We start from the raw sequence: 20,341 nt of genomic DNA, 5'->3' as shown, positions 1-20,341 counted from the left end.
TACTCAATCAAATTAGGAAATTTTATAAATTCAATGGAATCAATACCAAATAAAGAACCGGTAAAAAGGGCAGAAAAAGCTCTTAAAACATTCGATCAAAATTTAAATGTTATCGTCTTAGAAAAAACAGCAAGAACAGCCAATGATGCTGCTACAGCTTTGGGTTGCAATGTTGGTGCTATTGTTAAAAGTTTACTTTTTAGGGCAGGTGACAACTATATATTAAGCTTGGTATCCGGAGACAAGCGTTGCTCATTAAATAAGTTAAAAAAAATTCTCAATGAAAAAGACGTGTCCATGGCATCCCCAAAAGCTGTTAAAGAGAATACAGGATATACAATTGGTGGAGTGTCACCAGTAGGTCACTTAAAGCAATGTAAAATCTTTATTGATAAAAGTCTAGAGAGATTCCCAGATATATTTGGAGCAGCTGGACATCCAAATGCTGTTTTCAAAATAAATTATAATAAGTTAATTGAAATAACAAACGGATCACCAGAAGATATTATTGAATGAGAGAACCAAAACTAATTGATTATAGTTTATTAACGTTGTTAGCGTTGATTTGGGCATCTGCTTTTTTTAATATTAAAATTGCAACCTATTCATTTGGTCCTGTTACAATTGCATTTCTAAGAGTTTTTTTTGGTTCAATTCCAGTTTTAATACTTTGCTTTTACAAAGAAATTAAAATCGAGGCATTTTCAAAAGATTGGTATTGGTTTGCAATGATTGGATTTATAAATTTAGTAGCTCCATTTTTTTTAATAGCATATGGAGTTAAATCTGTTCAAAGTAACTTAGCAGCAATTTTAATGTCATCAACTTCACTTAGCTCAGTAGTGCTAGGACATTTTTACACCAAAAATGAAAAATTTAATTTAATTAGAACCACAGGAGTTCTAATTGGATTTTCAGGAATAGTTTATTTATTTTCAGATAATTTATTAATTAATGAAAATAACTTTACTTCAGCATTATTAATTTTGTTAGGTGCTACTTGTTATGTAATTGGAGGTCTTTTAACATTAAAAATAAGTAAGAAAAAAAATGAAAATGTAACCAGTTCAATTTTGATTTGGGCTACTATTATATTATTACCTTTAGTATGTTTGATTGAACAACCTTGGAAAACTGTTCCAAGATTAGATTCTACTATTTCAGTTATTTATCTTGGGTTGATATCTACTGGAATTGCTTGGTTATTGAGATTTAGAATTTTAATTAACAATGGTTTAATTTTTCAATCTCAAGTATCTTATTTAATTCCAATATTTGGTACCATTTTAAGTTATATCTTTTTAAAAGAATTGGTTACTACTAAAGTTATAATTTCATTGATAGCAGTTATTATAGGTATCTATTTTGTAAGAAAAGGTACAAAATTTAAATAATGTTTTTTATTGCCTCTATATGTGAAGGCCGAGTTTCACAACATCCTCCAAGAATAGTGGCTCCATTTTCTTTAAATTTTTTTGCAAAAATTGATATTTTTTCAGGATCTAAATCTTTTCTTTGACCTAAAAAACTATTGGGGTTCGATCCATCATTTTCTTTATACTGAGAAGTATAACCACCTGTTGGTTTAGTTGTGATAAATCCATTTAATTTGAAACCAAATGGAACATTAAGTTTTTGAATTTCATCTAAATTATTCTCATAATTTTCAGGCGAAACACATGCTAGAATTACTCCTAGGCAATTTTCAGTAATTATTGAATTAATTTCAGAAATTTTTTCTCCACTTGGTAAAGAGTTTCCTTCAGAAATATGAACCCCAACTAAGTACGGTTTATTAAATTTCTTAATAGCTTCTATTCCACATCTAATTTCTTTGATACTGCTCCAGACATCAAAATAGAAAAAATCTACTGAGGGGTTTAGTAATTCAGCTAATTCCGAATGATCCTTTGTGATTTCTTTTTCACTTCTCTTGTCTTCTTCATATGTCAAATCTTGAGGCGGGAGTCCTCCTGCAATCTTAATGCGTGGATTATTTAATTTAGCTTTTTGTGCAATTTCACAGGCTTTCTGATTTAAGAATTTAAATTGATCTTCTATTCCATTTTCTCTCAATCTTTTTCTTCTCGTTGTAAAAGTTGTAGTTACAATTACATCAGCTCCAGATTTAATAAAATCATTATGAATATTAAGTATTAAGTCGTGGTATTTTTCCTCAATTAAAGCATTTGCACTCCACAAAGTTCCCTTGGGCTCCATACCTCTGGCCAATAATTCTTGACCCATTCCACCATCTAAAATTTTTGTTGTTTTAAAAAAATTTTTATCCATCTTATCCTCACTTTTTTAGTGCTTAAGCTACATGCAGGTGCACAATATAGTTCAACTACCTTGCTAATTAGATCTATTGGGAATTTCCATTTTAGCAGTTTATGCCCGCAATAGGATCAAATCGGCAATTACGTTTATATAATATTATTAAAGTTTGTAAATTATTTATTAAAAATTATTTTAGCATTGAAAGAAAACGATCTTCTTTCTTCTTCAATATTAAAGGGGTAGGCTGTATGCATTAAGTAGTTTGGAAATATTAAAAGATCGCCTGTTTTTGGTATCAAATTAAAAATACTTTTTGAAAGAAAAGCTTTTTGTCCATTTATAAAATCAATTGTTCCATTGGTTTTTATTTTTTTATTTTTAACATTTTTATTTTTTGTCATATGTTTTGGAATTTTTAAATAACCAACACCCGATAAGTCGCCTTCATGATAATGTATAGGATTATACTCATTTTTATATTGGCTAACGACCCACAGGTTTAAAATTCTAATTTCTTTAATTTTTTTAATATGTTCTTTAGTTAGAAAAATTTTAATATTTTTTATTAATTCTTTTTCTAAATTTTTTTTTATAAAACTTTTAGAAATTTGAACTTCTTTTCTAATTTGACTTGCTAATTTTGAACTATAATCATTTGATTTTGAGAAGATTTTTGTATCAACTTCCTTGTTAAGTTTTTCTAAAAATTTTTTAGAAATTTTAGATTTTCCTATTGAAGGTCCAAATGGTTTAAAATTTTTCATGAGAGATTAAATATATCAAAAAATAATTAATTCAACTTAAGCTATAAGTGTTATGCCCATTCTTATAGCAACAAAAATTACTAAGCATGCAGTCATTAGAGCTAATATTTTGTTAGATAGGAATTTTATATTTAAAAAACTTCCAATTTGACCACCAATTAAGACAGCAATAAATAGTGGCCAGTAATTTAAAAATTCGTTAAAGACTATATCCTTTGTTAATTGACCACCTATACCAAAAATTGAATTTACTAAAATAAATAAGGACGCAGTACTTGTTATATGCTTTGGAAATCCTGCTTTCATCAAAAATAAAATAGGACTTAAAAATATCCCACCACCAATTCCAACCAAACCAGATATAAAACCAATTATTGATCCTATTAATATTGATAAAACTAGGGGTATTTTTTTTGTTATAATTTTTTGTTTGTTAAATGATTTGCTTTCAATAAGTAAAAAAACTCCAGCTAATATTAAAATGAAGAAAAGCAAGATTTCAAATAAATTTTTTTCAATAGAGATCGATGCTCCTATAAAAGCAAAAGGTACAGAACCTATTAAATAAGGATAAAGTAAATTAAAATTAATATTCTTTGATTTTAAAAAATTTATAGAATTTCCTGAAACTACAATAATATTACAAATCAAAGCTAAAATTGGAAAAATATAGTAAGGGACATCCCAAATTAAAAGTAGTGCAAGATAAGTAGAGCCACCACCAAATCCTATACTTGAATATAATACTGCAGTTATAAAAAAAAATATTGTAAGTATAATCATTAAAAAAATTTATTTATGATTGTAAATATAGCTTTACTAACTGTAACAGATACAAGAACAATTGATAACGATAAATCTGGTGCGATCTTGGTTGAAAAAATTAAAGAGGCCAATCATCAATTAATTGACAGAAAAATTTGTAAAGACAATAAAGCAGATATAGTTAAAATTCTAAAAGACTGGATTAATCATAAAGATATTGATGTTATCATTACAACTGGTGGCACAGGTTTAACTGGGAGAGATATTACACCCGAAGCTGTTGATGAAATAGCAGATAAACATATTCCAGGATTTGGCGAAGTTTTTAGGACTATTAGTTTAAAAACAGTTGGTACGTCTTCAATTCAATCTAGAGCTTGTGCAGTTCTATCAAATGGTAAATACATATTTGCCTTACCAGGATCCTCAGGCGGAGTAACAGATGCTTGGGACGGTATCCTTAAACATCAATTAGATATTAATCATAAACCTTGTAATTTTGTTGAATTGTTTCCTAGACTAAAAGAGAAATAAAAAAATATCTCATTATTTTTCCAAAACTCACAAGCAATAAAAAAATTAAAAATTTAATTCTCATCGTTCCAGCAATAAAAGTAATAGGGTCACCAATAATTGGTACCCAAGCAAATAACAAAGACCATTTACCATACTTTATAAACCACCTGGATGATCTATCAATTTGTGTGTTAGTAAAAGGAAACCATTTTTTATCTTGAAATTTCAAGAAATAAATTCCTAGAAACCAATTGAAGATAGATCCTAAAATATTTCCAAAACTTGCAAAAAATACTAACAAAAATTTGTTATAAGTTTCTGATAACAGATAAGTTGCTAATATAGCCTCAGATGAAAAAGGAAGTATTGTTGCAGCTAAAAATGAAACAATAAATAGACTTAAATAGGTAAACATTAACTAGAATTGAATAGAAAGTTACTTCTGGTATTTTTCTTTCCATTCAGAGTAGGGCATTCCATAAATATGCTGTCTTGCATCAGGATCAGATATTTCTACTCCTTTTTTTTCAGCTTCTTCTCTATACCATCTAGACAAACAATTTCTGCAAAATCCAGCTAAATTCATTAAATCAATGTTTTGAACATCTTTTCTTTCATCTAAATGTCTCATTAATCTTTCAAGTGTAGCAGATTGAATTTCTTTTTTTAGATTATCATCCATAATTTACGTTCCTATTTTTAATTTTAATTCTTAAAGCAAGTAAAACAAGTATTATTACCAAATATACTAGTGGTCTAAAAAAAATTGTTTTAGATAACCATATATAATGAAGAGCTCCAAATATCGCTATTACGTAAATTAATCTGTGTAATTTTTTCCAATTGTTTTTAAGCAACTTCATCATCATTTGAGAAGATGTAATTGCCAATGGAAGTAGTAATACCCATGCTGCAAATCCAATAAAGATGTATTTTTTTTTCAGAACATCATTAATTATCGGCTGTAAATTAAATCTATAATCTATACCTACGTAAGTAAGGAGATGAAGAGATGCATAAAAAAAAACAAACAATCCCAACATTCTTCTAAAACTTATCCAAATATTTAAATTAGTTAGCCTTTTAAGTGGCGTCATACTTAATGTTAGACAGATAAATATTAAAGTCCACTCTCCAGTAAAATGAGTAATTTCTTTTACAGGTTCTGGCCCAAGTTTATTGAAGTATATTTTGTAAAAAATTAATAAAAAAGGAATTGTACTTAAAATAAATACACCTGGTTTAAAATATTTTCTCATTAAAAATATTTTTTTAGATCCATCCCTGTATATAAATTTGCAACTTCATCTCCATAACCATTAAACATGAGCGTTTTTACTCTTGGCACCCAAATATCTTTACCAATTATTCTTTCTGTTGCTTGAGACCATCTAGGATGATCTACATTAGGATTAACATTAGAGTAAAATCCATATTCTCGTGGAGATGCCCACATCCATGATGAAGTCGGCATTTTTTCTACAAATTTTATCTTAACAATTGCTTTTGCACTTTTGAAACCATACTTCCAAGGGATAAATATTCTCAGAGGCGCTCCATTTTGATTTGGAAGCTTTTTACCATACAAACCTGTTACAACTGTAGTTAAAGGGTGCATTGCTTCATCAATTCTTAATCCTTCTTTATAAGGCCAATTCAAAACCGGATATCTTTGACCTTTCATTTGTTCAGGATCATAAACACTTTCAAATTCAACATACTTTGCTTTGCTAGTTGGGTTTACTTTTGACAATAATTTACTTAGCGAAAAACCCATCCATGGAATAACCATTGACCATCCTTCTACACATCTTAATCTGTATATTCTTTCTTCAGATACAAATGTTTCGGTTATTTCTTCCATAGAAATTTTGATAGGTTTTTCAACTTCCCCTTCAATACTTAGTGTCCATGGTGATGTTTTAAAATTTTGTGAATTAACATAAGGATCACTCTTTGAAGTACCGAACTCATAATAATTATTATAAGTTGTTATATCTTTATAACTTGTAAGTTCATTTCTATCATCAGCTTGAGTTTGACTTGCAAAAGGAATTGTAGCTACCGCTAAAGAACTTGCACCATACCCAAGAGATTTAATAAATGATCTTCTATTTTTATAAATTTTCTCAGGTGTAATTTCTGAGTATTTAATTTTTTTCATGAATAATAGGATTTCCTTTTAACCAATCACTTTGATTATTTGTATAATGTTCTTTTTTCCATATAGGAGACCTTTTTTTAATTTCTTCTATTATATATCTTGATAATACATAAGCCTCATCTCTATGTTTGCATGCAACTGCTATAATAATACTAATTTCTCCTAAATTTAAGTAACCTTTGGCATGTTCAATAAAAACACTCTTATTGTTTATATTTAGTTTTTCTTCAGCTTCATTATAAATTTCCTCAAAACTTTTTATTACCAAAGCATCATGACTGTCATATGTAATACCTAAAACATTTTTATTATTATTTTGATTACGAACTGTCCCACTAAAAATTAATGAAGCTCCAAAATCATTAGATGCTATAAATTCTTCAGCATCAATTAATGATAATTTTTTAACTTTACTATCTACAATGTCAGTATGAAGCATTAGCCTCCTCCAATTGGAGGAATAATACCAATTTTTTCATTATTTGTGATTTTATAATTGTCGCTAACAATATTATTTTTTTCCGAACAAAAAGCTGAAGAGTTAATGATTTTTATATAATTTTCATTTCCATTAAATTTCTGATCTACATATTGAATTATTTTATTCCTTATATCCTTGATTGTTGTTTTTTGACCTAGATCTAGTTCTAATAAATTTTGGTCATTAAAATCTCTTGCAGCTCCAAACAACTCAATTTTAACTTTCATAAATTTTAGAAAAAATCTTTTAAAAAGTTCGGAAGTCCATTTGGATTTTTCCATAATCCAGTTTTTCCACCTTCTTTAATTAATAATTTTACATTATCTATTTTTAAATGAGGATTTACAATTTTGCTTAAATCGTAAATTGTAATCAGAGCTGCATTTACACCCATTATTGCTTCCATCTCTACACCTGTTTTGGCATAGGTGGAAACCACACAGTATACTTCTAGTGAACACTCTTCTTCATTCATTATGATTTTAGTAGCCGTATGATCTATTGGAAGAGGATGGCACAAAGGTATTAATTCACTTGTTTTTTTAACACCTAATACTGCCGAAACTTCTGCTAAAGTAATTGGATCACCCTTAGGCATCTCTTTATTTTTAATAAGTTCAAATACTTCTTTGCCGACATATATTTTACCTGATGCTAAAGCTCTACGGAATGTTTCTTTTTTTTCAGAAACATCAATCATTTTAAATGAATTTTTTTCAAAAATTTCTTTTGCCCAGTTTTTTAAATCATTGTTAGTTACAATTTTTAAATTTTTCATCTTATCCACCTGTTGTTGATAGATTTTTTGTTAATCCCGTTTCTCCTATTTCTAAATAGTGAGACTCTTTTTTATAATTTAATTGTTTCAAAATTAAATCTTTCAGTTCTTCAGTTTGGTCATCTCTTTGCATCAAGTGTCTAATATTTATTCCAGTATTTCCAAATAAACACAATCTTAAATCACCTTTGGCAGTTATTCTTAGTCTATTACAACTCTTGCAAAAATCTTTTGAGTAGGGTGCAATAACACCAAATTTTCCTTTGTATTCAGGATTTATATAATTCTTGGAAGGACCAGCATCTTTACCAAATGTTTGAATTACCCAATTATTATTATTTAAATAATCTGTAAATTTATTTGTAGACACATGATACTGATTAAAATAATCTAAATTATCTCCAGTTTGCATTAATTCTATATATCTAAAATCAATTTGATTATTTTTTATAAAATTAGCCCAACTTTTAAAATCTTCTTCTTTATCATTAACTCCTTTAAGAAGGACTGCATTAACTTTAATATTTTTAAAATTTAGTTTTTGTAATTTTTTAATTCCTTCTAAAATTTCATTTAATCTGTCATGACCAGTAATTTTTCTAAAAGTCTTTGGATCAAGACTATCAATACTTATATTTATACCATCAAGACCACTCTTATTTAAATCATCTGCAATTCTATCTAAGTGATATCCATTAGTAGTAATTACAGTCTTTTTAATACCTGAATTTTTTTTAATTATTTTAATTATATCCAAAAAATCTTTTCTAACTGTAGGCTCTCCTCCAGTTAATCTTATTTTAGACACACCTAATTCTGATAAAGCTTTTGCAAGTCTTCCAATTTCTTCTTTAGTGATAAAGGTTCTGTTATCACTTTTATCTATCTTATAACCATCAGGTAAACAGTAGCCACATTTAAAATTACACACATCAGATATTGACAATCTTATGTATGGAAACCTCCGTCCAAAACTATCTTTGAGAATATTCATATGATATATTGAGTATTATTTCTTAAATAATCTATGAGTCAAATTTTAAATGATAATGAGATCAAACTATTTAAAAGAGATGGAGCGGTATTTTTAAGAAATAAATTTGATATCAAATGGATTGAGCTTTTAAGATCTGGAATAAATAAAGCAAAAAATAATCCAAGCCCCAGGTTTACTAATCATACCATAGATCCAAATTTACCTTGTTATTTAGAGGATTTTTGGACATGGAACTTACATAAAGAATTTGAGAATTTTGTTTTTAATTCACCTACAGCTAAAATTGCCTCTGAATTACTAGATGCTAAGCAGATTAATTTAGTAATGGATAATTGGTTTTTTAGAGAAGCTGGCTCTACATCTAAACCACCATTTCATCATGATATTTCTTATTTTGATTTTGAAGGTTCCATGTGTGTTTTGTGGATACCTCTTGAACCAGTAAGAAAAGAAGACTCTATAGCTTGGATAAAAGGCTCTCATTTGTGGGATAAATTATTTCTAAGAACTCGTTTTAAAGACGGCCATAAAGTTGATGGAGCAGAAGGAGTTGTGAATGGTGTTAAGTATGAATTAACCCCAGATATAATTTCTAATAAAGAAAATTATGAGTTTTTAGAATGGGATTTAGAAGTAGGAGATTGTGTATATTTTGATATTAGAACTTTGCATGGAGCTTTACACGAAACTACTCCAAAATCAGATATAAATAGATTTACACTTAGAATGGCGAAAGAAAATTCAAAAATAATTTATAGAGGTGATTGGGCTAGAGAAGAAAGATCAATTATGGAGGCTAATGGATATAAAAACGGTGATAATTTAAGTGGTAAAATGTTTCCAACTCTTTATGAAATTAATTCAAATTAATAATAAAATCTATTTGTCTTAAATTTTTTTAAAGTTTAACCCGGAGTATATGTTCTCTCAGATTCTGGATCTTTAGTTGAGTAAGGTAATTTTAAAACTTCATTCCAAAATTCTTCTGGAATATCTGTTTCAGCCCATGAAATATTTTTCTCAATACTCTGAACGCTAGTAACACCACAAATAGTAGATGTTATTCTTTTATCTTTCATAGAAAATTGTAAAGCTGCAGCACCCATTTCAACATTATATTTCTTACAAACTTTTTCTATTTCTCTAGCAGGTGCAAGTTTTTCTTCAGTAGCATCCTGGTAAGTTATTTTTTTAAAATTACTTGGACCTTTTGCCAAAACACCACCTGCGTAAGGGGCAGCGTTGAAAATAGATATATTTTTGCTATGAGCATAACTGTACATTTCGTCTGCTTCCCTGTTTAACAAAGTGTATCTGTTATGATTTATCATAACATCAAAGTCCCATTTTTTTAACATAGGAAACATTATATCTATTTTTCCCATTGCAAGACCCACTGCTTTCGCTAACCCTTCTTCTTTAATTTTAAACAATTCATCCATTGCCCCATCTTTTTTAGTGATGTCATTTATATCTTTTACGTATTCTGGATCATGGAGAAATAAAATATCAACAGAGTCTACATTTAAAGTTTTTAAACTTTCTTCAACAGACTCCCTTGTTCTTTTTTTATCAAGAACTAATGTATCCATATTTCTATCGATTTTAGTTGATAAAACAAAGTTTTCTGGCCATCCACCATTTTCTTTTATTGCTATACCAATTCTTTTTTCACTTTCTCCCATTGCATAATTTCTTGAAGTATCAAGCAAATTTACTGGACCTTGAAAAAATCTTTTTAGCGTTTCCTGAGCTCTTTGTTCAGGTACTTCATAACCGTAAGTATCTGGCATACTACCTAAAGAGGAGGTTCCAAAACTCAATTCAGTGACTTCAACACCAGTATTTTTGATTTTATTTTTTTTCATAAATTATATTTTAAGTTTATAAAACTTTTTTGCATTATTATAAAAGATGTTTTGTTTTTCATCTATACTTAAATCTTTAAGTAAATTTGTTGCTGCATTATACCATCCTGAATAATTTGTTCTTAAGTTACAGACAGGCCAATCAGATCCCCACATAATTTTTTTATCAGTAAATAGATTTAATATCTCATCTACATATGGTTTTAGATCTTGCTCAGTCCAATTTTCGCAGGCTTCTGTGACCATTCCAGAAAATTTACAATATACATTTTCTAGCTTAGATAATTTGTTCATACCTTTTTGCCAATGAATAAATTCTTCTTGTTTATTATTACAGATTTTTGGTTTCATTAAATGATCTATGATAAATCTTAGAGAAGGATATTTTGTAGCAATTTTGTAAAAATTTTCTAAGTGCACTGGAAATCCTAGTGCATCAAAGCTTAAATCTAAATTAATTATATTTTTAAAAAAAGTATCAAAATTTTTATTTAAAACCCAATTTTCATCTGGAATATCTTGTATCATAGGTCTTACTCCAAGAAATTTAGGATGTTTTGAGAAAATTTTTAATTGTTCTAATTGATTTTGGTCTTCAAAATTCACCCAACCAATAACTCCACAAACTAAATCAGAACCTTCAGCAATATTTAACATATATTCAGTTTCTGCATTAGTTGCTGCAGCTTGAACTAAAACAGTTTTGTGTAAATCTATTGAGTCAGAAACTTGAATTAAATCTTTAACTTCATATTTTTGATTTAATATTGGATTGTCTTTTGGCATCCAATGATAATCACCCCTTGAAGGATCCCAAAAATGTTGATGTGAATCAATAACTTTCATGAGTTATTATAAATTAGGTTCACTCTCCCAAAATGCTCTCATCTAAAATCTTAGTGTCATATGCTGAATAAGAATGCCATCCTGCAACTGTTTGATCAAAATCAACAATACTTCCAGTCATAATACCCGACTCATCTGAGCACAAGAAAGCTAAGATCTTGGCAACATCCAAAGGTTTGTTTAATCTTTTAAATGGAACTTTGGCTTCAGCTTTTTTTAACCAGTCATCATCTGCATTATGAAATTTTTTTTGAATTACTGTTTCTGCTGGCGTATCTGTCCAACCTAAATTTACACCATTCACCCTTATTTGGTGCCCAGATACTGAATTTGCAACATTTTTAATCATTATAGCTAATGCTGCTTTAGAAGAGCTGTAAGCAGTTAAGAAAGGCATACCACTATGTCCAGCCATTGATAAAATATGAGCAATAGTTCCTTTTTTTTTATCTCTAATCATTATTTTTATAACATCTTGCATCATAAAAAGAGGAGCTTTTACATTTACATTAAAATTTTTGTCATAATTTTCCTCTGTAGTGCTTAAGATCGTTCCTCTTTCTGTAAAAGCAGCAACATTAATAAAACTATCTACAGTGTTGAATTTTTTATCAGTCTCAGAAACTATTTTTTTACAATCTTCAAGTTTTTCTAAATCAGCTTGAACGTATAAGCATTCCACGTCCATACTTTCTATTTCAGCTTTTACCTTGTTTCCTTTCTCTTTATTCCTTCCACAGATAGTTATTCCTTTAGCACCTCTGCTTGCAAGCAATTTTGCTGTCTCAGCTCCACTACCTTGAGTACTTCCTGTTACAATTATTATTTTATTTTTAAACTGGTTAGCTTGATCAGATATATATTTATTAGTCATAAAATTTAAAGTTATACAGATAACTAAGCCCAATATAAAAATTGGGCTTAGAAACTTTTAAGAAGAATAATGATTTTATCCCGCAATACAAGATCCAATGTTTGGCTTCATACAAACATCAAGACCTGTATAGATTGCTTTTAGTGATGGGTTGTCAAATTTTAATGCTTTACCATCTACTATATCTTTAAGAACATACATAGCTTTGTAGCCCATCATATAAGGTTGTTGACCTACTTGACCATGTGTTCTTCCAGCATCTAAATCTTCCATTTGCATTGGAAGAGTATCTGCAATTACAACAGCAGTTTTCATAGAACCAATTCTATCTGCGTGCTTTTCAGCAACTCTTCTGAAAGCTTTAGATACGAATTGAGGAAAACCTCCAGTTGGTACAAATGCTGTTAGGTTTGGATGTTTTGCAAAGATATCTTCCATTTGTTGTACAGAAAGAGGGAAATCATCGTTCGTGTACAGAGGACATCCGCTAGCTTCAGTCCATCCATTTTCACCTTTAAGAGCCGCACTAGGATAAGTTCCTGAATCTGCTCTTCCAGCAATAGTGTCTCTTATTCCTGACATTCTTTCATTGTGGTTTGCAGCTGCAGCACCACCAGATTGTATACAAATTTCACCACCGTTAGGTTTTAACATCATAACGATTTGCGCAAGGTATACACCAATGTCATAGTTTTTTGTTCCAACATAAGCTGCTCTTAAACCAGCATCTTTAGTTAAAAGATCTGAGTCCCAAGTAATAATTGGAATATCTGTTCCTTTAACAGCTTTTGCCATTGCAGCCGCATTAGAAGATGCAACAGCAATTCCATCAACACCTTTAGCAATTAAATCTTGAACAATTTGAACTTGTTCTTGTTCAGTATGCTCTCCAGGTCCAATGTATAAACACTCTATCCCACCAATTTCTTTCTCAGCAACTTTACAACCATCTCTCGCTAAATCAAAAAACGGGTTGTTCATAGCTTTTGGAACTAATGCAAAAACTTTATCAGCTGCATATGAAATTCCAGAAATTGATACAAAAATAAATGCTAACATTGCAATTATTGTTTTTCTCATATTTCTCTCTCTCTTAGTTAGTTAATTTAATAAACAGATACTATTTAGAATGTTTTTACGTTTCAAGTAAAATGATGTTATTCAACTAAAAAGTGATACATCAAATGATTGATTTTACATCAATAAATGTTACGATGTTTATATGAAAAATCATTGGAAAAATGTCTCTATTAAGAAAATTTCTGAGGAATCAGGATATGGTACAGCCACTGTAGATAGAGTTTTAAATAACAGAAAAGGGGTGAGTAAAAAAACTAAAGATAAAATTATAAAAATTTTAAATAACCTTCAAAACGGAAATAATACAAATCAAACTAAAAATATTTTAATTTGTTGTCAATCAGGACCTTCATACAATAAGACTCTTGAGGAGAGCTTAGATAATATTAATAATGAAATTTATAAGTTTAATTTAATAAAACATTTTATTCCTGCAAAAGAATTTAAACCCAGTCAATTTGTTAAAATTTTAAGAGAAACTTCAAATTTTGATGCAGTGATTATAGTTTCACAAGAGGACCAAAATATAAATAATGAGCTAAGTAAAATTGCGAGTGAAGGAAAACCTGTGATTACATTAACAACTGATTTTCCAAATTCAAACAGAGTAGCTTATATTGGTAACAATCAATCTAATGCTGGATCGACTGCTGCAAGTATAATTGGAAAAAATGTTGGTAAAAGATCAGGTTCAATTTTGATGGTCATGAGTATGCCATATAGGTGTCAACAGGAAAGAGAACTGGGTTTTAGAAAAGTATTAAGATCAGAATTTCCAAATCTTAAAATCAAAGAAAGTGTTTTCAATTTAGATACATCGGAACAAAGTTATAAATATGTAAAAAAATATATTAAAGAAAATGGACCACCTTTAGGAATTTATAATATTGCTGGAGGAAATTTAGGTGTCGCTAAAGCAATTAGTGAAATGAATGCAAAAGATCATATTATATTTGTAGGTCATGAACTAAATAAAAATTCTAAAAATCTTTTAGAAAATGATAAAATGGATTTTGTTATAGGCCACAATGTTGAATTAGAAATCAAAGTTGCATTTGATAAAATTTTAGATTTTGAGAAAAATCCAGATAATCAAAATTCTTTTTTTTCAGATATATTAATTTTCAATAGATATAATTGTATGGATAAAAAAGTTTATTAACTAATTCTTTTTATTCTTAACTTTTTCTAACCAAACTGCACCTACGATAAATATTCCTAAAAATGTTCCTTGCCAATAAGGGTCAATTCCAGCCATTAGAAGACTGTTTCTAATTGTTTCCATTAATGCAGCACCAATAAATGCTCCAAAAGTACCACCAACACCACCCATTAAGTTAGCACCACCAATAACTGTTGCTGCAATAACTCTTAATTCATAAGTATAACCTAAAGCATTAGTTACAGAGCCCATCCATCCAACTATCATAACAGCAGAAATTGCAGCAAATAGTCCACTGATCATGTAGACTGACATTTCAATCCATCTCGTATTAATTCCAGATAATTCAGCAGCTTTTTTATTACTACCAACCGCAAAAACATGTTTGCCATATGAGGTATATTTCAATACTAAACCCATAACTATCGTAAGAAATATTAATAACCAAGTTGCGTTAGCAAGACCTAGCATTGAACCTCCTCCAATTTCATAAAACATTTCATCTTTAGGTCCAAATTCATAAAACATTTTATTGTTTGAGACTACTAAAGCTAAACTTCTTGCAGCAGCCATCATTCCTAAAGTGACTACAAAAGGAGAAAGTTTAACATAAGCAATTAGATATCCATTTACTGCACCAATTAATGTACCAGCAAGTAAAGCTAAAATTATTGATACCCAAACATAAACTCCCTCAAAGTAAGAAGCTTTGGAATACCATTCAGGTAAAAATTGAGCATCCAAAAATAAACCACATATAACTCCTGTAACACCCATTATTGACCCTACAGACAAATCTATCCCAGCAGTAATAATCACAAATGTCATTCCAATTGCCATTATTCCGATGAAAGAAAAGTTTCGTGTAATATTAAAAAGATTATCTTTGCTAGAGAAAGCATCTTCTACAAAAAACATAATAAAACAAATCCCAAATAAAGCTATTGTTACCCAAAAAGATTGTTCAGAAACAAGTTTTTGTAATAAATTTTTTTCAGTCTTAGAGATTATTTCCTGATTAAATTTTACTGAACTCATACTCTATCTATTGCTCCTGTAATTAAGCCTGTAGCTTCTTCTGTAGAAGAATCTTTTATATTTTTTTCGCAAACTTTTTCACCTCGTCTTAATACTACTAGCTTGTCGCATACTTCAAATATATCTGGCATTCTGTGACTAATTAACATCACTGCTATTCCTTGATCTTTTAATCTTTTTATAAGATCTAATACTTCAGCAACTTGCCTAACACTAATTGCTGCTGTTGGTTCATCCATTAAAACTAATTTAGGATTTGTAAGTCTTGTCCTTGCAATAGCCACAGCCTGTCTTTGTCCACCAGACATTTGCATAACTAAATCTTTTGGTCGAGTTTCGGATTTAAGTTCCTCAAATAATTCAGAGGATTTTTTAAACATTGCAGGATAATCCAAATACTTAAATGGCCAAATACCTTTTTGTATCTCTCTACCTAGAAAAACATTAGATGCTGCAGTCAAATGATTACAAAGAGCTAAGTCTTGATAAACTACCTCAATACCAGATTTTCTTGCATCTATTGGTTTTTCAAATGATACAGTATTATTTTCAAACTTTATTTCACCATTTGAAGGTTTAAAATTACCAGCTATTATTTTTAGTAGTGTAGATTTACCCGCTCCATTATCACCCATTAATCCTACAGTTTCAGCTTCTTTAATATCAAAACTAACTCCTGTTAAAGCCTGTATGGCTCCAAAATTTTTTTCTATATTATTTAAAGAAAGAATGCTCATTTTAGAATTTTACATCTACAACTTTGCCACTTTCAAATGATTCATATGCTGCATTAGCTATTATTAAAGCGTTTCTCCCATCTTCAAATCCTACTAATGGTTTTGTTTTATCTTCAACGCATTTTACAAACTCATTAAATTGATCTCTGTAAGCTTGCTCATATCTTTCAATAAAAAAGAAATGTATGGGTTCTTTTTCATTTGTAGATGTACTTGTGTATCTTTCTAAAGAAGTTGGGGTTTGATTGTTTGAAATTACCATACCTTTACTTCCAAATACCTCTACTCTTTGGTCATATCCATAAACTGCTCTTCGAGAGTTATTAATATGGATTAAAACGCCTTTTTTTGATTTTAGAATAAACATTGCTGTATCTAGATCTTTTTCTTGCTGTGAATTTTTATCAAACAAAGCACCTCCGAATGCAGATATCTGAACTACAGGATCATCCCCTAAAATAAATCTTGTTAAATCGAAATCATGTATAGTGGTATCTCTAAAAAATCCTCCTGCAGCTTTTAGATAGTCAATCCCTGGAGGCTCAGGATCTCTACTTGTAATAACAACCATTTCTAATTCACCAATTTCTTTTTTTACTCTTGCTTGTTGAGCTTTTGCATGACTTGCATCAAATCTTCTATTAAAGCCGATTTGAATAGGAACGTTTGTTCCCTTTATATTTTCCATGCATTCATTTACTTTATTGATATCTAAATCAATTGGCTTTTCACAGAAAATTGCTTTTCCTGCTTTTGCAGCCATTGTGATAAATTGAGTGTGTGTTGGTGTAGCTGAAGCGATAAGAACTGCATCTACATCATCTGAATTTATTGCTTCCTCAGGTGAAGATGCAATTGAACATCCTGTTGATTTTGATACTTCTTTAGCAAATTCTGAATTAACATCATATATATATTTTAATTTTGCATTCGGATGTGCTGCAATAAATTTAGCATGCATTTTTCCAATTCGTCCTGCTCCCATTAAAGAAAAGTTAAGCATAAGAATATAGAACAGAATTAAAAAATAAAATCAAGAAACATTTTTAAATGATGAATTAAACATCAAATTAAATTATAATTTTCTTGATGCACAAAACATCATAATTTAAAAATAAATTTAACTTTTTAAATAATTAATATGTCAGTAAAATTAGGAATAGCACCAATTGCTTGGAGTAACGATGATATGCCAGAATTGGGTGGTGATACTTCTTTAGAACAATGTTTATCTGAAGCTAGTCAAGCAGGGTTTATTGGAATTGAGTCTGGTGGTAAATTTCCAAAAAAATCAGAAGAATTAATACCTAAGCTTAACGAATTTAAATTAAATCTTTGCTCAGGTTGGTATGGAGCTAATTTAAGAACAAATAGTGTTGATGAAGAAAAAAATCTCATTCAAGATCAACTAAAACTTTTTAAAGATTGTGATTCACCATGTATGGTTTTTGCTGAAGTTTCTGGTTCAATTCAAGGAGATCCAAATCGAAAATTATCTACAAGACCCCAAATGGATCTGGAAGAGTCTAAAAAATATTATGAAAAAATTTCAGAAATGGGAAAATATCTTGAAGACGAAGGTATGCCACTTGCTTATCATCATCACATGGGCACTGTAATAGAGACGGAAGAAGACACTGTAAGATTGTTAGAGAACACGCATGATAGCGTAAAACTTACATTAGACACTGGTCACATGTTATTTGCTCAAGGAGATTCCTTAAAAATATTAAATGATTTTAGCGAAAGATTAATCCATATGCATTGTAAAGACATTAGAAAAAATGTTTTAGAAAAATCTTTAAAAGAAGACTTAAGTTTTAGAGGGGCATTTTTAGAAGGTGCATTTACAGTTCCAGGCGATGGATGTATTGATTACAAGCCTTTATTTGATGTGCTGAAAGAAAAAAATTATTCTGGATGGTTAGTAGTAGAGGCCGAGCAAGATCCTGCAAAAGCAAATCCTTTTGAGTATGCAAAGATTGGTTATAAATATTTAACCGAAACTTTACAAAAAAGTAAGTTAGAAGTTTTTCAAAACTAATTCTTGATATTATAAATTTACAATTTTAGATTTTTCTAACTTTTCATCAAAAAAATCGATAATATTCTGTATTGTCTCTTTACCCATTCTAGTCATGCATTCTTCGGTAAAAGCTGCAGTGTGTGGACTTAGAAAGACTTTATCGTTTTTAAGTAAAGGATTGTTTGTCTCTGGAGGTTCAATTTCAAAAACATCCAAACCAGCACCAAAAATTAAATCTTCTTTTAGAGCCTTATCTAAATCAATTTCGTTAACAATTCCGCCTCTAGCAGCATTTATTATAATACAATTCTTTTTCATAGTTTTGAGCAAATCATAATTAATTATGTTTTTAGTTTTATCATTTAATGGGATATGAAGAGAAATTGCGTCCATATCTCTACAAGCATCTTCCATACTCTCAACTTTTATTCCACCTAATTTTTCAATTACATCTTTAGAGACAAAAGGGTCATAAACAAAAATCTTCATTTCAAAACCCAAACATCTTTTTATAAGAGCTTGACCAATTCTACCAAATCCAGCAATTAATATATTTTTACCCCAAAGTTCTACAGTCTTGGGTAATTTATTTCGGTCTTTAAATTTTCCATCTTTAACAGTATTATCATACATACTCTTTCTTTTAGAAATATTGAGCAACATAAACATTACATGTTCAGCTACAGCCACAGCATTTGCTGTTGCAGTAATAGCTAGAGTTAGATTATTTTTTTTTGATGTTTCTAAATCAATATTATCGTAACCAACACCATGTCTTGAAATTATTTTTAATTTTTTGGCCGCTTCAATTACATCTCCAGTTAATTTTGCTGTTCTAATTGATGCTGCATCACAATCTTTAATTTTTGATTTAAGAAATTCTGGATCAATATTTTCTACAACTTCAAATTCATAATTTGAATTATTTTTAAGTAATTCCATTCCTGCTTCATGAATAGGCTGAATAACTAAAATTTTTTTCATAAGTTTTTATACACAAAAATAAATTATATTAAATATTAAATTAAATTACTTACTTTTTTATTGAAATCGTTGTTGGTCTTATTGAATTTGATACAATATTTTTAGAAAGTTTTATCTCTCTTAAAACGATATAAATTCCAGCTCCAATTATAAAAACATTTCCAAAATAAATATTCCAAGTAGGGATCTCATTAAATATATAAAAACCGATCAATGCACCAATTAATAATTGAACATATTGTGTATTTGCAAATATTGAGGAAGGGAGATGTCGAGCAGAGTTTATAATAAAAATCATTCCCATTCCTCTTAATAAGCCCGCATTAAAATTTAAAAAGAAATCTGTTTTTGTCATTGGAATATAAAGCTCAAATGTAATCACACCTGAAATAACAATTAAAATTAACTTTCCAATTATTAAAAATGAATACACACTCTCTGATTGACCGTATTTTTTAACCAACAAATGACCTACTGAAGAAAAAACAGGTATTAATAAAGCCAATAACACATAGTTATTTATTTCTTTCCCAAAAGGATCAATTGCAATTATTGTTCCAATAAAACCTACTAATATTGCTGTATATCTTCTCCAACTTACTTTTTCTTTTAGAAAGATTACTGAACCAATTGTTAATACAAAGGGTGTAAAGAAGATAATACTATACATAGTTGTAAGTGGAAGTTTATTTATACAAAGAAAAAATAATCCCATCGAAATTATTAAAGTTATTGCTCTAACTAAATGTACAAAAAAGTTTTTGGTTTTAATTTTTTTCCAGGAATTTCTAACTTGCGTGTAAAGTAAAATTGGCAGTAAGGCCGATAAAGAATTAATAAATATTATTTGTGTTACATGATAATAATTTGTCAATTCTTTTGCTATAGAGTCCATGATAACAAATAAGGAATAGCCAAGAATTGCTAAAAAAAAGTCTACCGAGTAGACACGGGTAGTTACTGAATTCATTTATTAATTTT

Annotated in this window: 26 protein-coding genes and 1 riboswitch; of the genes, 6 read left to right on the top strand and 20 right to left on the bottom strand. The window is 29.2% G+C overall.

Annotated elements, in window-relative coordinates; genetic code table 11:
* Positions 1–33: 33 nt before the first annotated feature.
* Together ACTTBI_RS04040 and ACTTBI_RS04035 are read left to right on the top strand one after the other, a co-directional pair.
* On the top strand, positions 34–516 hold the full coding sequence (locus ACTTBI_RS04040; protein WP_440652674.1) for a YbaK/EbsC family protein: 483 nt from the start codon (positions 34–36) through the stop codon (positions 514–516).
* Positions 513–1,394, top strand: a complete 882-nt coding sequence (locus ACTTBI_RS04035) for a DMT family transporter (RefSeq protein WP_440652672.1) — start codon at positions 513–515, stop codon at positions 1,392–1,394. The genes ACTTBI_RS04040 and ACTTBI_RS04035 overlap by 4 nt, the downstream gene beginning before the upstream one ends.
* On the opposite strand, the gene ACTTBI_RS04030 is transcribed toward ACTTBI_RS04035, so the two are convergent.
* The 3 genes from ACTTBI_RS04030 to ACTTBI_RS04020 all read right to left on the bottom strand — a co-directional run bounded on the left by ACTTBI_RS04030 (position 1,387) and on the right by ACTTBI_RS04020 (position 3,827).
* Entirely contained in the window at positions 1,387–2,292 is a 906-nt protein-coding gene (locus ACTTBI_RS04030; protein WP_440652671.1) for a homocysteine S-methyltransferase family protein, read from the bottom strand. The genes ACTTBI_RS04035 and ACTTBI_RS04030 overlap by 8 nt on opposite strands.
* Before the next feature lie 7 nt (positions 2,293–2,299).
* Positions 2,300–2,362, bottom strand: a riboswitch (SAM riboswitch).
* A gap of 91 nt (positions 2,363–2,453) precedes the next feature.
* Positions 2,454–3,044, bottom strand: coding sequence for a putative 2OG-Fe(II) oxygenase (locus ACTTBI_RS04025; RefSeq protein ID WP_440652670.1), 591 nt, complete (start codon positions 3,042–3,044; stop codon positions 2,454–2,456).
* Positions 3,045–3,080: 36 nt separating this feature from the next.
* A complete protein-coding gene (locus tag ACTTBI_RS04020; RefSeq protein ID WP_440652668.1) occupies positions 3,081–3,827 on the bottom strand; it encodes a sulfite exporter TauE/SafE family protein in 747 nt (248 codons plus the stop codon).
* A gap of 15 nt (positions 3,828–3,842) precedes the next feature.
* On the opposite strand from ACTTBI_RS04020, the gene ACTTBI_RS04015 reads away from it, so the two are divergent.
* On the top strand, positions 3,843–4,343 hold the full coding sequence (locus ACTTBI_RS04015) for a molybdenum cofactor synthesis domain-containing protein (RefSeq protein ID WP_440652666.1): 501 nt from the start codon (positions 3,843–3,845) through the stop codon (positions 4,341–4,343).
* Here the strand turns inward: ACTTBI_RS04015 and ACTTBI_RS04010 are convergent.
* Genes ACTTBI_RS04010 through moaA form a run of 8 tightly spaced genes read right to left on the bottom strand, consistent with a single transcriptional unit; the run spans position 4,324 to position 8,742 of the window.
* Positions 4,324–4,740, bottom strand: a complete 417-nt coding sequence (locus ACTTBI_RS04010) for a YqaA family protein (RefSeq protein WP_440652664.1) — start codon at positions 4,738–4,740, stop codon at positions 4,324–4,326. The genes ACTTBI_RS04015 and ACTTBI_RS04010 overlap by 20 nt on opposite strands.
* Before the next feature lie 21 nt (positions 4,741–4,761).
* Positions 4,762–5,007: a DUF1244 domain-containing protein gene (locus ACTTBI_RS04005; protein WP_075506533.1), complete on the bottom strand. Its 246-nt coding sequence runs from the start codon at positions 5,005–5,007 to the stop codon at positions 4,762–4,764.
* The gene (locus ACTTBI_RS04000; RefSeq protein WP_440652663.1) at positions 5,000–5,584 is read right to left on the bottom strand and encodes a sulfite oxidase heme-binding subunit YedZ; all 585 of its coding nucleotides are present in this window, start codon (positions 5,582–5,584) and stop codon (positions 5,000–5,002) included. The genes ACTTBI_RS04005 and ACTTBI_RS04000 overlap by 8 nt, the downstream gene beginning before the upstream one ends.
* Positions 5,584–6,489, bottom strand: a complete 906-nt coding sequence (gene msrP / locus ACTTBI_RS03995) for a protein-methionine-sulfoxide reductase catalytic subunit MsrP (protein ID WP_440652662.1) — start codon at positions 6,487–6,489, stop codon at positions 5,584–5,586. Before msrP ends, ACTTBI_RS04000 begins: the two co-directional genes overlap by 1 nt.
* Positions 6,476–6,928 carry a molybdopterin synthase catalytic subunit gene (locus ACTTBI_RS03990; protein WP_440652660.1) on the bottom strand — a complete coding sequence of 151 codons (453 nt, stop codon included), beginning with the start codon at positions 6,926–6,928 and terminating at the stop codon, positions 6,476–6,478. The genes msrP and ACTTBI_RS03990 overlap by 14 nt, the downstream gene beginning before the upstream one ends.
* Positions 6,928–7,197 (bottom strand): molybdopterin biosynthesis protein MoeD, encoded by a 270-nt coding sequence (locus ACTTBI_RS03985; protein WP_262589501.1) that lies wholly within the window; start codon positions 7,195–7,197, stop codon positions 6,928–6,930. Before ACTTBI_RS03985 ends, ACTTBI_RS03990 begins: the two co-directional genes overlap by 1 nt.
* A gap of 5 nt (positions 7,198–7,202) precedes the next feature.
* On the bottom strand, positions 7,203–7,748 hold the full coding sequence (gene moaC / locus ACTTBI_RS03980; RefSeq protein WP_440652659.1) for a cyclic pyranopterin monophosphate synthase MoaC: 546 nt from the start codon (positions 7,746–7,748) through the stop codon (positions 7,203–7,205).
* Position 7,749: 1 nt separating this feature from the next.
* Positions 7,750–8,742: a GTP 3',8-cyclase MoaA gene (moaA, locus tag ACTTBI_RS03975; RefSeq protein WP_440652658.1), complete on the bottom strand. Its 993-nt coding sequence runs from the start codon at positions 8,740–8,742 to the stop codon at positions 7,750–7,752.
* Positions 8,743–8,775: 33 nt separating this feature from the next.
* On the opposite strand from moaA, the gene ACTTBI_RS03970 reads away from it, so the two are divergent.
* Positions 8,776–9,615: a phytanoyl-CoA dioxygenase family protein gene (locus ACTTBI_RS03970; RefSeq protein ID WP_440652656.1), complete on the top strand. Its 840-nt coding sequence runs from the start codon at positions 8,776–8,778 to the stop codon at positions 9,613–9,615.
* A 35-nt stretch (positions 9,616–9,650) separates the two neighbouring features.
* On the opposite strand, the gene ACTTBI_RS03965 is transcribed toward ACTTBI_RS03970, so the two are convergent.
* From ACTTBI_RS03965 to ACTTBI_RS03950, 4 genes are all read right to left on the bottom strand, one after another.
* Entirely contained in the window at positions 9,651–10,613 is a 963-nt protein-coding gene (locus ACTTBI_RS03965; RefSeq protein ID WP_440652654.1) for an aldo/keto reductase, read from the bottom strand.
* A gap of 3 nt (positions 10,614–10,616) precedes the next feature.
* Positions 10,617–11,459 carry an amidohydrolase family protein gene (locus tag ACTTBI_RS03960; RefSeq protein ID WP_440652653.1) on the bottom strand — a complete coding sequence of 281 codons (843 nt, stop codon included), beginning with the start codon at positions 11,457–11,459 and terminating at the stop codon, positions 10,617–10,619.
* A gap of 19 nt (positions 11,460–11,478) precedes the next feature.
* Positions 11,479–12,333 (bottom strand): SDR family oxidoreductase, encoded by an 855-nt coding sequence (locus ACTTBI_RS03955; protein WP_440652652.1) that lies wholly within the window; start codon positions 12,331–12,333, stop codon positions 11,479–11,481.
* A 75-nt stretch (positions 12,334–12,408) separates the two neighbouring features.
* A complete protein-coding gene (locus ACTTBI_RS03950; RefSeq protein ID WP_440651178.1) occupies positions 12,409–13,413 on the bottom strand; it encodes a substrate-binding domain-containing protein in 1,005 nt (334 codons plus the stop codon).
* A 142-nt stretch (positions 13,414–13,555) separates the two neighbouring features.
* On the opposite strand from ACTTBI_RS03950, the gene ACTTBI_RS03945 reads away from it, so the two are divergent.
* Positions 13,556–14,575: a LacI family DNA-binding transcriptional regulator gene (locus ACTTBI_RS03945; RefSeq protein WP_440652650.1), complete on the top strand. Its 1,020-nt coding sequence runs from the start codon at positions 13,556–13,558 to the stop codon at positions 14,573–14,575.
* On the opposite strand, the gene ACTTBI_RS03940 is transcribed toward ACTTBI_RS03945, so the two are convergent.
* From ACTTBI_RS03940 to iolG, 3 genes are read right to left on the bottom strand one after another with little or no spacing between them, the layout of a single operon-like run.
* Positions 14,576–15,613, bottom strand: coding sequence for an ABC transporter permease (locus ACTTBI_RS03940; protein ID WP_262589493.1), 1,038 nt, complete (start codon positions 15,611–15,613; stop codon positions 14,576–14,578).
* A complete protein-coding gene (locus tag ACTTBI_RS03935; RefSeq protein ID WP_440614594.1) occupies positions 15,610–16,350 on the bottom strand; it encodes an ATP-binding cassette domain-containing protein in 741 nt (246 codons plus the stop codon). Before ACTTBI_RS03935 ends, ACTTBI_RS03940 begins: the two co-directional genes overlap by 4 nt.
* A gap of 1 nt (position 16,351) precedes the next feature.
* A complete protein-coding gene (gene iolG, locus ACTTBI_RS03930) occupies positions 16,352–17,353 on the bottom strand; it encodes an inositol 2-dehydrogenase (RefSeq protein WP_262589491.1) in 1,002 nt (333 codons plus the stop codon).
* Positions 17,354–17,491: 138 nt separating this feature from the next.
* Between iolG and iolE the strand changes: the two genes are divergently transcribed.
* Complete coding sequence (iolE, locus tag ACTTBI_RS03925; protein WP_440652648.1) at positions 17,492–18,394, top strand: myo-inosose-2 dehydratase; 903 nt, start codon at positions 17,492–17,494, stop codon at positions 18,392–18,394.
* A 9-nt stretch (positions 18,395–18,403) separates the two neighbouring features.
* Here the strand turns inward: iolE and ACTTBI_RS03920 are convergent, their stop codons facing one another.
* Both ACTTBI_RS03920 and ACTTBI_RS03915 read right to left on the bottom strand, forming a co-directional pair.
* Complete coding sequence (locus ACTTBI_RS03920) at positions 18,404–19,360, bottom strand: hydroxyacid dehydrogenase (protein ID WP_440652646.1); 957 nt, start codon at positions 19,358–19,360, stop codon at positions 18,404–18,406.
* 49 nt (positions 19,361–19,409) lie between these two features.
* The gene (locus ACTTBI_RS03915) at positions 19,410–20,330 is read right to left on the bottom strand and encodes a DMT family transporter (RefSeq protein WP_440652645.1); all 921 of its coding nucleotides are present in this window, start codon (positions 20,328–20,330) and stop codon (positions 19,410–19,412) included.
* Positions 20,331–20,341 lie beyond the last annotated feature (11 nt).

Source organism: Candidatus Pelagibacter sp. HIMB1542 (assembly GCF_052047835.1).
In the GTDB taxonomy this organism is placed as follows: Bacteria; Pseudomonadota; Alphaproteobacteria; order Pelagibacterales; family Pelagibacteraceae; genus Pelagibacter.
Note: the sequence above shows the minus strand (reverse complement) of the source record. Positions and strands in the feature narration are given on the sequence as shown.

What these genes read in the sequence shown, in the direction of transcription:
- msrP (WP_440652662.1), bottom strand. Translation starts at nt 6,489, where the DNA reads ATGAAAAAAATTAAATACTCAGAAATTACACCTGAGAAAATTTATAAA.
- ACTTBI_RS04035 (WP_440652672.1), top strand. Translation starts at nt 513, where the DNA reads ATGAGAGAACCAAAACTAATTGATTATAGTTTATTAACGTTGTTAGCG.
- iolG (WP_262589491.1), bottom strand. Translation starts at nt 17,353, where the DNA reads ATGCTTAACTTTTCTTTAATGGGAGCAGGACGAATTGGAAAAATGCAT.
- ACTTBI_RS04020 (WP_440652668.1), bottom strand. Translation starts at nt 3,827, where the DNA reads ATGATTATACTTACAATATTTTTTTTTATAACTGCAGTATTATATTCA.
- ACTTBI_RS04025 (WP_440652670.1), bottom strand. Translation starts at nt 3,044, where the DNA reads ATGAAAAATTTTAAACCATTTGGACCTTCAATAGGAAAATCTAAAATT.
- iolE (WP_440652648.1), top strand. Translation starts at nt 17,492, where the DNA reads ATGTCAGTAAAATTAGGAATAGCACCAATTGCTTGGAGTAACGATGAT.
- ACTTBI_RS04015 (WP_440652666.1), top strand. Translation starts at nt 3,843, where the DNA reads ATGATTGTAAATATAGCTTTACTAACTGTAACAGATACAAGAACAATT.
- ACTTBI_RS04000 (WP_440652663.1), bottom strand. Translation starts at nt 5,584, where the DNA reads ATGAGAAAATATTTTAAACCAGGTGTATTTATTTTAAGTACAATTCCT.
- ACTTBI_RS03940 (WP_262589493.1), bottom strand. Translation starts at nt 15,613, where the DNA reads ATGAGTTCAGTAAAATTTAATCAGGAAATAATCTCTAAGACTGAAAAA.
- ACTTBI_RS04010 (WP_440652664.1), bottom strand. Translation starts at nt 4,740, where the DNA reads ATGTTTACCTATTTAAGTCTATTTATTGTTTCATTTTTAGCTGCAACA.
- moaC (WP_440652659.1), bottom strand. Translation starts at nt 7,748, where the DNA reads ATGAAAAATTTAAAAATTGTAACTAACAATGATTTAAAAAACTGGGCA.
- ACTTBI_RS03950 (WP_440651178.1), bottom strand. Translation starts at nt 13,413, where the DNA reads ATGAGAAAAACAATAATTGCAATGTTAGCATTTATTTTTGTATCAATT.
- ACTTBI_RS03955 (WP_440652652.1), bottom strand. Translation starts at nt 12,333, where the DNA reads ATGACTAATAAATATATATCTGATCAAGCTAACCAGTTTAAAAATAAA.
- ACTTBI_RS03985 (WP_262589501.1), bottom strand. Translation starts at nt 7,197, where the DNA reads ATGAAAGTTAAAATTGAGTTGTTTGGAGCTGCAAGAGATTTTAATGAC.
- ACTTBI_RS03945 (WP_440652650.1), top strand. Translation starts at nt 13,556, where the DNA reads ATGAAAAATCATTGGAAAAATGTCTCTATTAAGAAAATTTCTGAGGAA.
- ACTTBI_RS04005 (WP_075506533.1), bottom strand. Translation starts at nt 5,007, where the DNA reads ATGGATGATAATCTAAAAAAAGAAATTCAATCTGCTACACTTGAAAGA.
- ACTTBI_RS03970 (WP_440652656.1), top strand. Translation starts at nt 8,776, where the DNA reads ATGAGTCAAATTTTAAATGATAATGAGATCAAACTATTTAAAAGAGAT.
- ACTTBI_RS04040 (WP_440652674.1), top strand. Translation starts at nt 34, where the DNA reads ATGGAATCAATACCAAATAAAGAACCGGTAAAAAGGGCAGAAAAAGCT.
- ACTTBI_RS03935 (WP_440614594.1), bottom strand. Translation starts at nt 16,350, where the DNA reads ATGAGCATTCTTTCTTTAAATAATATAGAAAAAAATTTTGGAGCCATA.
- ACTTBI_RS03915 (WP_440652645.1), bottom strand. Translation starts at nt 20,330, where the DNA reads ATGAATTCAGTAACTACCCGTGTCTACTCGGTAGACTTTTTTTTAGCA.
- ACTTBI_RS03960 (WP_440652653.1), bottom strand. Translation starts at nt 11,459, where the DNA reads ATGAAAGTTATTGATTCACATCAACATTTTTGGGATCCTTCAAGGGGT.
- moaA (WP_440652658.1), bottom strand. Translation starts at nt 8,742, where the DNA reads ATGAATATTCTCAAAGATAGTTTTGGACGGAGGTTTCCATACATAAGA.
- ACTTBI_RS03965 (WP_440652654.1), bottom strand. Translation starts at nt 10,613, where the DNA reads ATGAAAAAAAATAAAATCAAAAATACTGGTGTTGAAGTCACTGAATTG.
- ACTTBI_RS03920 (WP_440652646.1), bottom strand. Translation starts at nt 19,360, where the DNA reads ATGAAAAAAATTTTAGTTATTCAGCCTATTCATGAAGCAGGAATGGAA.
- ACTTBI_RS04030 (WP_440652671.1), bottom strand. Translation starts at nt 2,292, where the DNA reads ATGGATAAAAATTTTTTTAAAACAACAAAAATTTTAGATGGTGGAATG.
- ACTTBI_RS03990 (WP_440652660.1), bottom strand. Translation starts at nt 6,928, where the DNA reads ATGCTTCATACTGACATTGTAGATAGTAAAGTTAAAAAATTATCATTA.